Source organism: Duganella sp. LjRoot269, from assembly GCF_964254095.1.
Lineage (GTDB): Bacteria > Pseudomonadota > Gammaproteobacteria > Burkholderiales > Burkholderiaceae_D > Rugamonas > Rugamonas hordei.
The window spans coordinates 46,020-59,739 of record NZ_CAXUSL020000001.1; the positions used below are offsets into that span (position 1 = coordinate 46,020).

14 protein-coding genes are annotated in these 13,720 nt (G+C 64.3%); 6 read left to right on the forward strand and 8 right to left on the reverse strand.

The features are described 5' to 3' along the window. Nucleotides 1-29: 29 nt before the first annotated feature. Nucleotides 30-296, reverse strand: coding sequence for a BufA2 family periplasmic bufferin-type metallophore (bufA2, locus tag ACSQ3S_RS00195; RefSeq protein WP_176655895.1), 267 nt, complete (start codon nt 294-296; stop codon nt 30-32). 175 nt (nt 297-471) lie between these two features. Between bufA2 and ACSQ3S_RS00200 the strand changes: the two genes are divergently transcribed. Beyond that, the gene (locus ACSQ3S_RS00200) at nt 472-1,086 is read left to right on the forward strand and encodes an OmpW/AlkL family protein (protein WP_413449031.1); all 615 of its coding nucleotides are present in this window, start codon (nt 472-474) and stop codon (nt 1,084-1,086) included. 1 nt (nt 1,087) lies between these two features. On the opposite strand, the gene ACSQ3S_RS00205 is transcribed toward ACSQ3S_RS00200, so the two are convergent. After that, nucleotides 1,088-2,011, reverse strand: a complete 924-nt coding sequence (locus tag ACSQ3S_RS00205; protein ID WP_436141260.1) for a LysR family transcriptional regulator — start codon at nt 2,009-2,011, stop codon at nt 1,088-1,090. A 111-nt stretch (nt 2,012-2,122) separates the two neighbouring features. On the opposite strand from ACSQ3S_RS00205, the gene ACSQ3S_RS00210 reads away from it, so the two are divergent. The 3 genes from ACSQ3S_RS00210 (at nt 2,123) to ACSQ3S_RS00220 (ending at nt 4,847) form a co-directional block, all read left to right on the forward strand. Beyond that, the gene (locus ACSQ3S_RS00210; protein WP_436141261.1) at nt 2,123-2,722 is read left to right on the forward strand and encodes an NADPH-dependent F420 reductase; all 600 of its coding nucleotides are present in this window, start codon (nt 2,123-2,125) and stop codon (nt 2,720-2,722) included. Nucleotides 2,723-2,832: 110 nt separating this feature from the next. Beyond that, nucleotides 2,833-4,413: a methyl-accepting chemotaxis protein gene (locus ACSQ3S_RS00215; protein WP_436141262.1), complete on the forward strand. Its 1,581-nt coding sequence runs from the start codon at nt 2,833-2,835 to the stop codon at nt 4,411-4,413. A gap of 23 nt (nt 4,414-4,436) precedes the next feature. Continuing rightward, nucleotides 4,437-4,847: a hypothetical protein gene (locus ACSQ3S_RS00220; RefSeq protein ID WP_176655900.1), complete on the forward strand. Its 411-nt coding sequence runs from the start codon at nt 4,437-4,439 to the stop codon at nt 4,845-4,847. A 93-nt stretch (nt 4,848-4,940) separates the two neighbouring features. Here the strand turns inward: ACSQ3S_RS00220 and ACSQ3S_RS00225 are convergent, their stop codons facing one another. The 3 genes from ACSQ3S_RS00225 to ACSQ3S_RS00235 all read right to left on the reverse strand — a co-directional run bounded on the left by ACSQ3S_RS00225 (nt 4,941) and on the right by ACSQ3S_RS00235 (nt 8,136). Then, entirely contained in the window at nt 4,941-6,536 is a 1,596-nt protein-coding gene (locus ACSQ3S_RS00225; RefSeq protein ID WP_353405186.1) for a methyl-accepting chemotaxis protein, read from the reverse strand. Nucleotides 6,537-6,694: 158 nt separating this feature from the next. Next, nucleotides 6,695-6,985, reverse strand: coding sequence for a DUF4148 domain-containing protein (locus ACSQ3S_RS00230; protein WP_176655902.1), 291 nt, complete (start codon nt 6,983-6,985; stop codon nt 6,695-6,697). A gap of 152 nt (nt 6,986-7,137) precedes the next feature. Then, nucleotides 7,138-8,136 carry an aldo/keto reductase gene (locus ACSQ3S_RS00235; RefSeq protein ID WP_436141263.1) on the reverse strand — a complete coding sequence of 333 codons (999 nt, stop codon included), beginning with the start codon at nt 8,134-8,136 and terminating at the stop codon, nt 7,138-7,140. A gap of 109 nt (nt 8,137-8,245) precedes the next feature. On the opposite strand from ACSQ3S_RS00235, the gene ACSQ3S_RS00240 reads away from it, so the two are divergent. After that, the gene (locus tag ACSQ3S_RS00240) at nt 8,246-9,136 is read left to right on the forward strand and encodes a LysR family transcriptional regulator (protein WP_436141264.1); all 891 of its coding nucleotides are present in this window, start codon (nt 8,246-8,248) and stop codon (nt 9,134-9,136) included. A 46-nt stretch (nt 9,137-9,182) separates the two neighbouring features. After that, nucleotides 9,183-10,838 (forward strand): M20/M25/M40 family metallo-hydrolase, encoded by a 1,656-nt coding sequence (locus tag ACSQ3S_RS00245; protein WP_436141265.1) that lies wholly within the window; start codon nt 9,183-9,185, stop codon nt 10,836-10,838. Here the strand turns inward: ACSQ3S_RS00245 and ACSQ3S_RS00250 are convergent. The 3 genes from ACSQ3S_RS00250 to nudC are packed head-to-tail and all read right to left on the reverse strand — an operon-like array spanning nt 10,828 to nt 13,565. Then, nucleotides 10,828-12,111 carry a thioredoxin family protein gene (locus ACSQ3S_RS00250; protein WP_436141266.1) on the reverse strand — a complete coding sequence of 428 codons (1,284 nt, stop codon included), beginning with the start codon at nt 12,109-12,111 and terminating at the stop codon, nt 10,828-10,830. The genes ACSQ3S_RS00245 and ACSQ3S_RS00250 overlap by 11 nt on opposite strands. Before the next feature lie 5 nt (nt 12,112-12,116). Continuing rightward, on the reverse strand, nt 12,117-12,683 hold the full coding sequence (gene folE, locus ACSQ3S_RS00255; RefSeq protein ID WP_161097328.1) for a GTP cyclohydrolase I FolE: 567 nt from the start codon (nt 12,681-12,683) through the stop codon (nt 12,117-12,119). A 57-nt stretch (nt 12,684-12,740) separates the two neighbouring features. Beyond that, on the reverse strand, nt 12,741-13,565 hold the full coding sequence (gene nudC, locus ACSQ3S_RS00260) for an NAD(+) diphosphatase (RefSeq protein ID WP_436141267.1): 825 nt from the start codon (nt 13,563-13,565) through the stop codon (nt 12,741-12,743). Between the last annotated feature and the right edge of the window lie 155 nt (nt 13,566-13,720).

The window sequence follows — 13,720 nt, forward strand, 5'->3', positions numbered from 1 at the left end:
CAGCGCCGGCCGGGCCGGCGCTATTGAAATTACTTGTCCAGGTCGACGATCTTGCCCTTCTTGGCGAAGCAGGCGCCGGCCTTGGTGGCGAGGAAGCCGTGGCCCTTGCAGGAGTTCTGGCCCTTGCACGCGTTTTCGGCGGTGGCGCAATCGCTCTGGCCCTTGCAGCTGTTGATGCCGGCGCAGTGCACGGTGTCGTCGGCGCTGACGGTCGACGTGGCGGCGATCGCCGATGCAGACATGGCCATGGTTGCGACGGTGGCTGCCATTGCTGCGAAACGGGTGATGTTGTTCATGTGGTTCTCCAAAAAGTAAGTTGGGTTGGTGCTGCATGCCTCTGTCGCCGCCATGTCCGCATTACTTACACACCCCACAAAATATTTTTTCAATTTTGACTTGGATCAAAGTTTTTACCGCGCCGCGTCAATAGACTTGGTCTCGTTACTTAACGACGACAAAAGAGGAAGTGAAATGAGCAAGTCTTTAGCAGCAGCAGTGTTGACCACCCTGAGCCTGGTCGCAGGCAGCGCAGCGATGGCGGAAGAAACCCCGTGGCTGGTGCGCGTGCGCGCAGTGCACCTGGACCCCGCCGACAAATCCGATCCGGTCGGCGGCACCGGCGCCTCCGACCGCCTCAGCGTGAGCAGCAAGACGATTCCGGAATTCGACGTGTCCTACTTCTTCACGCCCAACCTGGCGGCGGAGCTGGTGCTGACCTATCCGCAAAAGCATGACGTGTCGCTCGACGGCGCGAAAATCGGCAGCTTCAAGCACCTGCCACCCACGCTGCTGCTGCAGTATCACTTCGTGCTCGACGCGCCGGTCAAGCCGTACGTCGGCGCGGGCGTGAACTACACCACGATGTCCAAGGTCGATCTCCTCGGCGGCAAGGGCGGCCTGGAACATGACAGCTTCGGCCTCGCGCTGCAGGCGGGCGTTGACTACGCCATCGATAAAAAATGGTCGCTCAACTTCGACGTGAAGAAAGTGCAGATCCGCAGCGACGTCTTCATCAGCGGCGCCAAGGCCAGCCGCGTCAAGGTCGATCCGCTGATGGTCGGCGTCGGCGTCGGCTACCGCTTCTGAGTCAGATAGCCGAGTAGCGTTGGGCCAGTCCTTGCTGGCGCAACGCCTCGGTCAGGAAATCCACGAAGGCCCGCGTTTTGGCGGGCAGCAGTTTCTGGCTCGTGAAGTAGAGCGCGATCGGGCCCATGTCCTCATACCAGTCCGGCAGCACGCGCTGCAAGGCGCCGCTCTCCAGGTGCTGCGCCACGTCCGCCACCACCAGCGGCGCCACGCCCATCCCCAGCAAGGCCGCGCCGCAGATCGCATCGGGATCGTTGATGAACACGCGCGGCTTCAGCTGCGCCGCCATCTCCTCGCCGTGACGGTTGCGCAGCATGCGTACCTTCACGCGGCCGCTGTGCGGCGAGCGCATCGCAATCGCATCGAGCGAAGCCAGGCCGGCCGGCGTGGCTGGCAGTTCGCGCGCCTCCAGATAGGACGGCGACGCCACCAGTATCACATGTGCCGGCGCCAGCTCGCGCGCCACCACGCCGGGCGTCAGCTCGAAGCCACCGCCGATGGCCGCGTCGAAACCGCCGGCGATCAGATCGACGGGGCGGTTGTCGAAACTCAGGTCCAGCGTCACACCGGGATAGCGCGCCATGAAAGCCGGCATCAGCGGCAGTATCTGTTCGCGGCCGAAACGCGGCGCCACGCTCAGTTTCAGCACGCCGGCCGGTTCGCCCGCCTTGGCCGTCACTTCGGCGATGGCGCCCTGGATGCTGTCCAGCCCCGCGCCGACCGACTGCAGGAAGCGCTCGCCGGCCTCGGTCAGTTTCAGGCCGCGCGTGCTGCGCTGGAACAGGCGCACGCCGAGGTTGCGCTCCAGCTGCGCCACGTTGCGGCTGACGGCGGCCGGCGTCAGCCCCAGCCGCCGGGCGGCCGCCGAGAAACTGGCCGATTCCGCGCTGCGGACGAAGGATTCCAGATTGGACAGGGTTTCCATGCGTTACATTTCAACGTTTGATTGAAAGTGATACTAAATACCTGATACTACCGCTATCAGGCCGGCATGGCCATACTGGATTCATACCAACCCTCACATCAAGGAGCTAATATGAACATCGCCATCATCGGCGCGGGCGCCATCGGCACCGCCATCGCACGCCAACTGTCCCGCGCCGGCATCGCCGCCTCCATCGCCAACAGCCGCGGCCCGGAATCGCTGGCCGCGCTGACCGCGGAACTGGGCCCCCAGATCAAGGCCGTCACCGTCGAGGAAGCCGCCAAGGCCGACGTGGTATTCATCGCCGTGCAGTGGAGCCGCGTCGCGGACGCCGTGCGCGATCTGCCGGCCTGGAACGGCCGCATCGTCATCGACGCCAACAACGCCATCGAGGCGCCGTCGTTCAAGGCCGTCGACCTGCGCGGACGCGCCTCCAGCGCCGTGGTGGCGGAACTGCTGCCCGGTGCGCGCGTGGTCAAGGCTTTCAACCATCTGGTCGCGGCGCTGCTGGCTGCGGATCCGCAAGAGGAAGGCGGCCGCCGCGTGCTGTTCTACTCGGGCGACGACGCCGATGCCAAGCACACCGTCGGCCAGCTGATCGAAAAGCTCGGCTTTGCCGGCATCGATCTCGGCACGCTCGATGGCGGCGGACGCCTGGCGCAATTCCCCGGCGGTCCGCTGCCGGTGCTGAACCTGGTGCGCTACGCCTAACGTTGCTCCATGGCGACATTCCCAGCATTAAGGTGACATGCGCGGGCAATTTGAGGAACAATCAAGTTCCCTGAGTGCCCGTTTTCGCTTCTTAGTGAAGGATAGCCGCCATGTCATTCGACCACGTCAAAATCGGAACCCGCCTCGGCTTCGGCTTCGCCATCGTACTGACGCTGCTGGTGGCCGTGATCGTGCTGGGACTCAGCTCGATGACCCGCATCGGCAGCCGCACGCGCGACATCGTCGACGACAAGAACGTCAAGATGGAGGCCGTTAATCACATGGTCGACAACGTGCGCAACATCACGCTGTCGGTGACCAATATCGTGGTCGTACCGAGCACGCCGGAAGTGAACGCCGAGGTGGAAAAAATCGCCGAGTCGCGCAAGAAGTATGGCGAGGCCAAGAAGATTCTCACCGGGCGCGCCATCGACGACAAGGAAAAAGCCATGCTGGCCACGCTGGACGGCCTGCTGAAGGAAGGCGCCGCAAAGAACAACAAGGTCATCGAACTGCGCAAGGACGGCGAGATCCAGGACGCCACGTCCTATTTGACGCAGACCGCCGCACCCAGCCTGCGCGGCGTGCTGAAGGCGCTGGAAGATATCCTGGTCTATGAAACCGCGCAGGCCAGGCAGGCCAGCGACGAAGTCGAGTCGGTGCTGCGCACCGCGCAGATGGTGCAGATCGGCCTCGGCGCGCTGGCACTGGCGCTGGGCGGCGGCGTGGCGTGGTTCATCACGCGCTCGATCACGGTGCCGCTGAACGCGGCGGTGGACCTGGCCGAGACGGTGGCCGGCGGCGACCTGTCGACGCGCATCGACGTGCATGCGACCGACGAAACAGGCCGCCTGCTCGGCGCCCTCAAGTCGATGAACGACAGCCTGCTGAAGGTGGTCGGCCAGGTGAGGCAAGGCACCGACACCATCGCCACCGCATCGAATGAAATCGCCGCCGGCAATATGGATCTGTCGGCGCGCACCGAGGGCCAGGCCAGCTCGCTGGAGGAAACCGCGTCGTCGATGGAGGAGCTGACCAGCACCGTCAAGCAGAACGCCGACAACGCGCGCCAGGCCAACACGCTGGCGCGCAGCGCGTCGGAAGTGGCGACCAAGGGCGGCGCCATCGTGGCCCAGGTGGTCGACACCATGGGCAGCATCAACAGCTCGTCGCGCAAGATCGTCGACATCATCGCGGTCATCGACGGCATCGCCTTCCAGACCAATATCCTGGCGCTGAACGCGGCGGTGGAGGCGGCGCGCGCCGGTGAGCAGGGACGCGGTTTCGCGGTGGTGGCGTCCGAGGTGCGCAACCTGGCGCAGCGTTCGGCGGCGGCGGCCAAGGAGATCAAGGAACTGATCTCGGCCTCGGTGGCCAACGTCGACGACGGCTCGCGGCTGGTCAACGAGGCCGGGCAGACGATGGGCGACATCGTCGACAGCATCCGGCGCGTGACCGACATCATGGGCGAGATCACCTCTGCCAGCAACGAGCAGACCATCGGCATCGAGCAGATCAACATGGCCATCACGCAGATGGACGAAGTGACGCAGCAGAACGCGGCGCTGGTGGAACAGGCGGCTGCGGCATCGCAAAGCATGCAGGAGCAGGCGGCGGCGCTGGCGGCGGTGGTGGGCTTCTTCAAAACCGGGGCGGCGCCGGGGACCGCTATAATGTTGCATACTCGATAGCACACACCAACGGAAGCCGGCCCATGCGCAAGATCCTGATTGTCCTGACCTCATTGATGCTGACCGCCTGCGTCGACGATTCGGCGTCGTACTATGCGGACAGCAGCGGCAATCACGCGTTGACCATCCACCGCTCGCAGAAGCATTTCTGGAGCAGCGCCAGTAGCGTCGAGCTGATCATGCAGCGGCTGCCGGACTGCCTGCGCCGCATCCAGCTCGACGAGATGCCGGCCGACGAGGTGGAGATCGAGCTGCTGTCCGGCGGCGACAACGTGTGGACGCTACGCGCCGGCAAGCAGATGTGGCAGGTCGAAACACAAACCTGCACGCAATATCCGGACGTGAAGGGCGACGGCGGCGAGCTGATCGGCGTATTCCGCGCCGACGGCGGCAAGCTGGTCTTCGAAGCCGCCGTCCTCGAACCCGTCAAATAAACCCGGGGTCAGATCCGACATTTGGACACGAGCTCTGCCGTAACGGCCGTTACGGCAGAGCTCGTGTCCAAATGTCGGATCTGACCCCGGATTTTAGCGCAGCGCCAGGCGGGCCGGGCGGCCGGCGGGGGGCTGCTGGTCGCCGTTGAGCTTGAAGCGGCACACCAGCTCGGCCAGCATGCCGGCCTGCTCCTGCATGCTGCCGGCCGCCGCCGCGGCCTGCTCCACCAGCGCGGCGTTTTGCTGCGTCACCGAATCCATCTCCGTGATCGCCATGTTGACGTGGCCGATGCCCGTGCTCTGCTCGCTCGACGCTTCCGTGATCGCCGCCATGATCTGCGTCACCCGCGACACGCTGGCCACCACCTGGTCCATCGTCGTGCCCGCCTCGGCCACCAGCGTGCTGCCGGCGCTGATGCTGTCCACCGAGGCGTTGATCAGCTCCTTGATTTCCTTGGCCGCCGCCGCCGAACGCTGCGCCAGGTTGCGCACCTCGGACGCCACCACCGCGAAGCCACGTCCCTGCTCGCCCGCGCGCGCCGCTTCCACCGCCGCGTTCAGCGCCAGGATGTTGGTCTGGAAAGCGATGCCGTCGATGACCGAGATGATATCGACGATGCGCGTGGCCGAGGCGTTGATGGTGTCCATCGTCTGTACCACCTGCGACACCACGCGCCCGCCTTTCTCCGCCACCGCCGAGGCCGACATCACCAGCTGGTTGGCCTGCACCGCGTTGTCGGCGTTCTGGTTGACCGTCGACGTCAGCTCCTCCATCGAGGCCGCAGTCTCTTCCAGCGAACTGGCCTGCGACTCCGTGCGCGCCGACAAGTCCATATTGCCCGAGGCGATCTCGCTTGACGCGGTGGCGATGGTGTCGGCGCTGCGGCGGATTTCGCCTATCGTGTCGGCCAGCCGCAGCTGCATCGATTTCATGCCGAACAGAATGCTGGCCTTGTCCGCTTCATGCGTCTTGATCGCGGCGCTCAGGTCGCCCTCGGCAATGCGCCGCGCGATCTCGCCCACGTATTCGGGGTCGCCGCCTATCGTGTGCCGCAAGCTCTTGTTGACCATGCTGACGATGGCCCACAGCACCGCGCACACCAGCGCCAGCACACCGGCCGATTTGAGCAGCGACTCGCGGAAGGCGGCGTCGATGTCGTCCATGTAGACGCCGGTGACCAGGTCCCAGTTCCATGGCGCATAGTGGATCACCCGGCTCATCTTCGGCACCGGGTCCTTGGCGCCCGGCCGCGCCCAGTGGTAGCGGACGAAGCCTTCACCGGTCGGCGAGGCGCCGGCCGCCTGGATGTCGCGGTACAGGTAGGTACCATTGGGATCCTTGAAATCGACCATGTCCTTGCCGTCGTTTTCAGCCTTGAACGGGTTCATCACCGCGCGCGTGCCGCTGGTGATGGTGATGTAGCCGTCCTTGCCGTAGCGCAGGCCCTTGATCACGGCCATCGCCTGCTTCTGCGCCTCTTCCTTGCTTAGTGTGCCGGCGGCTGCCCGGTCGCCGAACAGCTTGAGAATGCTGAGGCCGGCATCGTCGATATTGCGCAGGTCATTGCTGCGCTCCTCGATCCGCACGTTGCGCGCCTGGATGGTTTCGTAGATGAAGATCGCCGCGATGCACAGCAGGCTGCAAATCAACGGTACCCAAAGTTTCTGCTGAAACGATAGTTTGTTCATGGTCCCCAGTCTCCTAATATTTTTTATGGGAACCAGAATACATTCAAACTGCTGACATGGCACTGACGTCAAGGGCCACTGTCGTTTATTTGCAAGCCAAAAAAATAAGCGGACGCGGCAATGGAAATTGCCGCGTCCGCTTGCGAAAACTGCGCGAATTACTGTTGTGCGGTGCCCTTGACTGCCTTCGCTGCCAGCTGCGCCTTGACCTCAGGCGTTTTCGAGCGCGGTGCCTGGAAGGCGATGTCGTCGGTCGCTTCGTTGCGGTCCAGTGCGCCGGATTTCAGGGCGGCGATGGTCTCGGACTTGACCTGCTCGCGGGTCAGCGTGCTGACGCCCTGGTTGCGGAAAGCGGAGTCGAAGGTGGCTTCGTTGTCGGTAGGCGCTGCGAAAGCGGCACCAGCGGCAACCAGGAGAGAGACCGATGCGATGATGGATTTGGCGTTCATTTTGATGCTCCTTGTCAGATTGAGTTTAGCGCTCGGTTTTGAGTGCTTACCGGCATTTGCTTCGTCGATGAACCCATCTTAGTATTAAATTTTCTGATAAAAAAGCGCAATATTCCGTACAAATCCATCCGCTTATCCGATTAATGGCGTGCTCAGCCCTTCTCGCTGTCCAGCGAGGATGCCGAATGGGCGCCATAGCGGTCGCCGGCGGCGGCATCGGCCGGCACCGCCTGCTCCAGCCGCGCCAGGTCGGGGGCCGATAGTTTCAGCGTGGTCGAGGCCAGCGCCTCCCGCAGGCGGACGCGGGTGCGGGCGCCGACCAGCGGCACGATATCGTCGCCCTGCGCCGCCACCCAGGCGATGGCCACCTGCGCCACCGACACGCCCAGCTCGCCGGCGATGGCGCGCAGCTTCTCGACCAGTGCCAGGTTGCGGTCCAGGTTCGCGCCCTGGAAACGGGGACTGGCCAGGCCGCGGAAATCCTGCTCGCCCTCGCGCTGCTTGCTCCAGTGGCCGCTGATCAGGCCGCGCGACAGCACGCCGTAGGCGGTGATGCCGATGCCCAGCTCGCGGCAGGTCTGCAGGATGCCGTTCTCGATGCCGCGTGAAATCAGCGAATATTCGATCTGCAGGTCGGCGACCGGATGCACGGCATGGGCGCGGCGCAGGGTCTCGCTGCCGACCTCGGACAGGCCGATGTGCTTGACGTAACCGGCCTTGACCAGCTCGGCCAGCCCGGCCATGGTTTCTTCGATCGGCACATTCGGATCCAGCCGCGCCGGGCGGTAGATATCGATGTGCTCGACGCCCAGCCGCTTCAACGAATACGCGGCGAAGTTCTTGGTGGCCGCAGGGCGCGTGTCCATGCCGACCCAGTTGCCGGCGGGATCGCGCATGGCGCCGTATTTGACGCTGATCTGCACCCGGTCGCGGCCGCCGGCGGCCAGCGCCTCGCGCAGCAGCAGTTCGTTGTGGCCCATGCCGTAGAAATCGCCGGTGTCGAGCAGGGTGACGCCGGCGTCGAGCGCGGCGCGGATGGTGGCCAGGCTTTCGCCGCGGTCCGCCGGACCGTACAGGTCGGACATGCCCATCAGGCCCAAGCCCAGTTGGGCGACTTGCGGGCCGGTGCGGCCAAGTTTGCGGGTTTGCATAGTGATCTCCAGTCAGTGAGGTGGAGCCATTATGCTTTTATCGATAAAGGTAATAAATACAGGTTATCCTATTACTTTATTCGAAAATAAATAACAATGGATCAGCTTTATGGATCAATTTAAGGTTATGCAGATCTTCAAGGCGGTAGCCGACTGCAAGAGTTTCACGCAGGCGGCCGAGCAACTGGACCTGCCCAAACCCACCGTCACCAACGCCGTGCAGGCGATCGAGCAGCAGCTGGGCGTGCGCCTGCTCCAGCGCACCACGCGCAAGGTCAGCCTGACGGTGGAAGGATCGCTGTACCTGGAGCGCTGCAGCGCGCTGCTCAACGACCTGGAAAACATCAACGGCCTGTTTGCCGGCGACGGCCGCCTGCTCAGCGGCACGGTGCGGGTCGACCTGCCGGAGCGGCTGGCGCACCTGATCGTCATCCCCCGGCTGCCGGAATTTCTCCAGCGCCATCCGAATATCCAGGTGCGGCTGGGTTCCAACGACCGCTTTGCCGACCTGGTCGGCGAGGGCATCGATTGCGCGGTGCGCGGCGGCACCTTGCGCGATTCGACCCTGGTGGCGCGCCATATCGCCTCGATGGAGCAGATCAACGTCGCCTCGCGCGCCTACCTCGACCGCTGCGGCCGGCCGCGGACGCTGGACGACCTGCGCCACCACACGGCGGTCAATTTCTTCTCCAGCCAGACCGGGCGCGACCTCGACTGGGAATACGTGGACGCCGACGGCGTCGAACGCACCCTGCCCATGCGCAGCCAGGTCTCGGTCAGCGGCACCGAAGCCTTCCTGGCCAGCTGCCTGGCCGGCCTCGGCCTGATCCAGGCGCCGCGCCAGGGCCTGGCGCCGCTGCTGGAATCGGGCCAACTGGAGGAAGTCCTGCCGCAATGGCGGCCGGCGCCGCTGCCGCTGAACATCGTTTATTCGCACAACCGCCACCTCTCGCCGCGGGTGCGGGTCTTCGTAGATTGGTTGACTGGTGTCCTGAAGTAACAAACTGTGTCAAAATGAGGAATTCCCTCTTAACAATTATTTCCTCATGAAACTGCTCCTGCCGATGGCGCTGCTGGCCTTGTGTGCCGGCCCTACCCAGGCGGCCAAACTGTCGCCAGTCGAGGCCGCTCTGCAAAAGATCGATGGCGCCACCTGGCTGGAGCACGTAACGACCTTGGCGTCGGACGAGTTCGAGGGCCGCGCACCCGGCACGCATGGCGAAACCGTTACCGTCGATTATCTGCTGCAGCAGTTCAAACGGATGGGCCTGGAGCCGGGCAACCCGGACGGAACCTATCTGCAAACGGTGCCTATGGTCGGCATCTCCAGCCATCCAACGCTAAGTTACAGCAAGGACGGGCAGGTCACGCCGCTGAAATTCGGCGACGACTACGTTGCGTGGACCGCCCGCATGGAAAAGAAAATCGAGGTCGGCAACTCGGAGCTGGTGTTTGTCGGCTACGGCGTGCAGGCGCCGGAATTCCAGTGGGACGACTACAAGGGCGTCGACCTGAAGGGCAAGACGCTGGTCATGCTGATCAACGACCCGCCGGTACCGGACCCGAAAAAGCCGTCGCAACTGGACCCGGCCGTCTTCGGCGGCAGCACCATGAGCTACTACGGCCGCTGGACCTACAAGTTCGAGATGGCGGCGAAGATGGGCGCCGCCGCCGCGCTGGTCGTGCACGAGACCAAGGCCGCGACGTATCCATGGGAAGTGGTGCGCAACAGCTGGGACCGCGAAAACTTCACCATCAAGAGCAAGACGCCGCTGCCGGACTTTCCGGCGGTACCGGGCTGGCTGCAAGGCGACCGCGCGCGCGATCTGTTCAAGACCGCAGGCCAGGATTTCGAGGCGCTGAAGAAGCAGGCGGCGTCGCGCAGCTTCAAGCCGGTGCCGCTGGGCGTCAAGCTGAACGTGACCGAGCTCAACGCATGGCGCGAACTGCCGTCGCACAACGTCGTGGCCAGGATACCCGGGTCGGATCCGCAGCTGAAAAACGAGGTCATCCTCTACACCGCGCACTGGGATCATTTCGGCATCGACGAGAGCCTGCCGGGAACGCGCACGCAGCAGATCTTCCATGGCGCGCAGGACAACGCCACCGGCGTGGCCGCCTTGCTGGAAATCGCCAAGGCCTACAAGGCGTTGCAGGTCGCACCCAAGCGCACCATCGTGTTCCTGCTGACGACCGGCGAGGAGCGCGGCCTGCTGGGCGCCAAATACTACGCGCGCAATCCGCTGTACCCGTTGAACAAGACGCTGCTCGACATCAATCTCGACAGCATGAATGTGTGGGGCCGCACGCGCACGGTGGAGCTGCGCGGCATGGGCAAATCGACCGCGGACGCCATCGTGGCGAACATCGCGCGCGGACAGGGCCGCGCTGTCCGTGCGGACAGCAACACCGACCAGGGCACCTTCTATCGTGGCGACCAGTTCGAGCTGGCCAAGGCCGGCGTGCCGGTGATCTTCCTGGGCAAGAGCGTGGACTTCGTCGGCAAGCCTGCCAACTACGGCCGCGACAAGCTGCTGCAATATGCTACCCAGCGCTACCACACGGTCAACGACGTGGTGGACCCCAAATGGGACCCGCGCGGCGCGGTGGAAGACATCGAACTGCTGTTCCAGGCCGGCTACCAGGCCGCCCAAGGCAAGGACGCGCCCCAGTGGAAAGAAGGCGCCGAGTTCAAGCGCTGATTTTTTGGAGTTGCGACCGGTTGCGTTGATGATGGGCATCGGCGCCGGCGGCGGCGATGTCGGCTTCCAGCGCCAGCTTCGCTTGCGCGATGCGGGCGCTGTCCTGCGGCGCCAAGTCCAACAGGCTGAGCAGGTAGGTGACGCTCCATTGCAGCCGCGTCGCCGGACCGACCGCCGCTTGCGCAGCCTTGCCGTACCACTCCAGCACGCCCGCTGTGTCGCCACGCCGCTTGGCGCTGGACGCCAGGCTCAGCATGAAATAATACGGTGAATGCGAACGCGGCAGTTCGGCCAGCAGCACTTGCTCGGCCTGCGCCGCCAGGCCCGCATCGTTCAACGCGCTGACCGCTGTGTTGACCAGCGTGTGGCGCTCATACGGATCGGTCGATTCCGCCAATGCCTGCTCGACCCGCTCACGCACCTGCTCCTGCAAGCCCTGCGTCGGCGCCACCAGGCGCGCCAGCCGCATCTGCAGGCGCACCGCCGTCAGACGGTCCGAGGCGCTGAGCCAGAAATCGTCGGCCCATTGCGCGGCAGCGCCGCCCAGCGCGGCCACCAGCTCCTCGCGCCGGCTGGCATGCTTGATCAGGTTGATGCCGCTGTTGCCGAGGATGTCCATATTGGATCGCGCCAACCGCGCGTCCGCAAATACCGCCAGCAAGGCGCCAGCGTTGGCCGCCGCGTCGACGTCCTTGCCGGCGGCAGCCAGTTGCGCGTGCAGGCCGAGGCGCGCCGCCGCATCCGCGGAGTCGCAAACGCGCACCAGCGCCAGCAGGGTCGCCGCCAGATCGCGCGCGCCCAGCAGCTGGCCTTCGTCGGTGTCCCAGGAATAATGGCTCAGCAGCGACCATTCGCCCGCGCTGAGCGTCCGCTCACCCGACAGCGCCGCTTGCAGCGCCGGCGCGGCCGACGATCCGGCCCCATGCACGGCCAGCGCCTCGTCGAGCGCGGCGACGAACAATTCGCCGTCCAGCTCGCACGGCAGACGCGTGATTTCGCCGCCGTCCGGCGCGTACAGCACCAGCGTTGGATAGCTGCGCAACTTGTACCGCTCAGCCAGCGCCTGCGCGCCGGGGCTGTCGCCATCCACGTGCACGCACAGCACCTGGCGCGAGCGCGCGATGAATTCGTCGCGGGCAAAGATGTCGGCCTTGACCCGGTTGCACGGCGGGCACCAGACCGCGCCCCAGTACAGGAATACCGGACGCCGCTGTTCACGCGCCAGTGCGAAAACGGCATCCAGGCCGCCGTGCTGCCATTCGATCGCCGCCATGTTGCTTACGACTCGCGCGCCAGGGCCAGGAACTCCGTGCGCATCGCCAGATTGGGCTGCAGCTCGCCGAGCATCGCGGAGGTGACGGTTTCCTCGCCCGGCGTGCGGATGCCGCGGCTTTCCATGCACAGGTGGCGGCACTTGACCACCACGCCGACCGCCTTCGGCTCCAGCACTTCCATCAGCGCATTGGCGATCTGCATGGTCATGCGTTCCTGCACCTGCAGGCGCTTGGCGAAGCAGTCCACCAGGCGGGTCAGCTTGGACAGGCCGACGATCTTGCCGTTCGGGACATAGCCGACCGTGGCCTTGCCGAAGAACGGCGCCAGGTGGTGTTCGCAGTGGCTGTAGACCGGGATGCCGCGCACCACGATCAATTCGTTGTATTGCTCGGCGCCGTCCTCAAACGCCTTCAACAGCTCGACCGGGTCCTGGCCGTAGCCGGAGGTCCAGTGTTTCCATGCCTTGCTGACGCGGGCGGGCGTTTCCAGCAGGCCGGGACGGTCCGGATCTTCGCCGAAACTGGCGATCAGACGGCGCCAGTCGCCTTCCGAGAATTCTTTATGAGACATGATGAAACACCTTTTTTTTACGATTGCCGACAGTATATAGAAAATGCCGGCACCGCATCAGGACTGGCGTTGGGGTCGGTTAGCCTTTAAGAGCTGCGCCGCGATCGATACCGTGATCGGCAAGTCCGGCCATTCATCGTCCGGCCCGAACCAGCGCGCGTCGGCGATTTCGCTTTCGTCGACGCGGATTTCGCCATCGAGATAGTCGGCGGTGTAGGCGATCATCAGCGAATGCGGAAACGGCCACGACTGGCTGCCGAAGTATTTCAGGTTGTGCACCCGCAGCCCGACTTCCTCGTACACCTCGCGGTGGATCGCTTCCTCGATCGACTCGCCCGCCTCCAGGAACCCGGCCAGCGCCGTGTAGCGCTTGTACGGCGAATTGGTGTGCATGGCCAGCAGCACCGAGTCGCCCTTGCGGATCAGCACCATCATCGCCGGCGAGATGCGCGGATAGGCGGAGTGGCCGCAGTTCGGGCATTTGTAGCAGCGCTCGCCCTCCAGCTGCGCCATCGGCGTCGCGCAGACGCCGCAGTAGCGATGCGTGCGCGCCCATTCGGCCAGCTGGAACGCCCGTCCGGCCAGCCCGAGGAAGCCGTCGTCCACCACGCCGAACAGCGAGCGCAGGCCGTGATAACCGTAGTCCGGCCCCGGCAGCTCGGGCTGCTCCAGCCACGCCAGCTGGTAGTAGCGGCCCTCCCAGACGCCCAGCGCGTGCACGCGTTCGGCAGGCAAATTCAGCGCCGCCACCGCATCCGGGTCCGGCAAACCCAGGATTTCGTTGCGCAAAAGCAACTCCCCGCGATGGAACACAAAAGTCAACGGTCGCGCATGGTCTTGCGGGCGGATCATGGGGGAAAATGTGGCGGGCGTCAGCAGCATGGCAGGCTAGTTCTGGGTTAATCACGAAACATGATCTTACAGTGTTTCCTAAATGATTATTTTAACGGTGAGAATTGATGACAATCTGATGACATAAAACGCGCTAAGTCATTGTTTTCAGACCAAGATTTACACTACTTTTAGGGCTCTTCTCT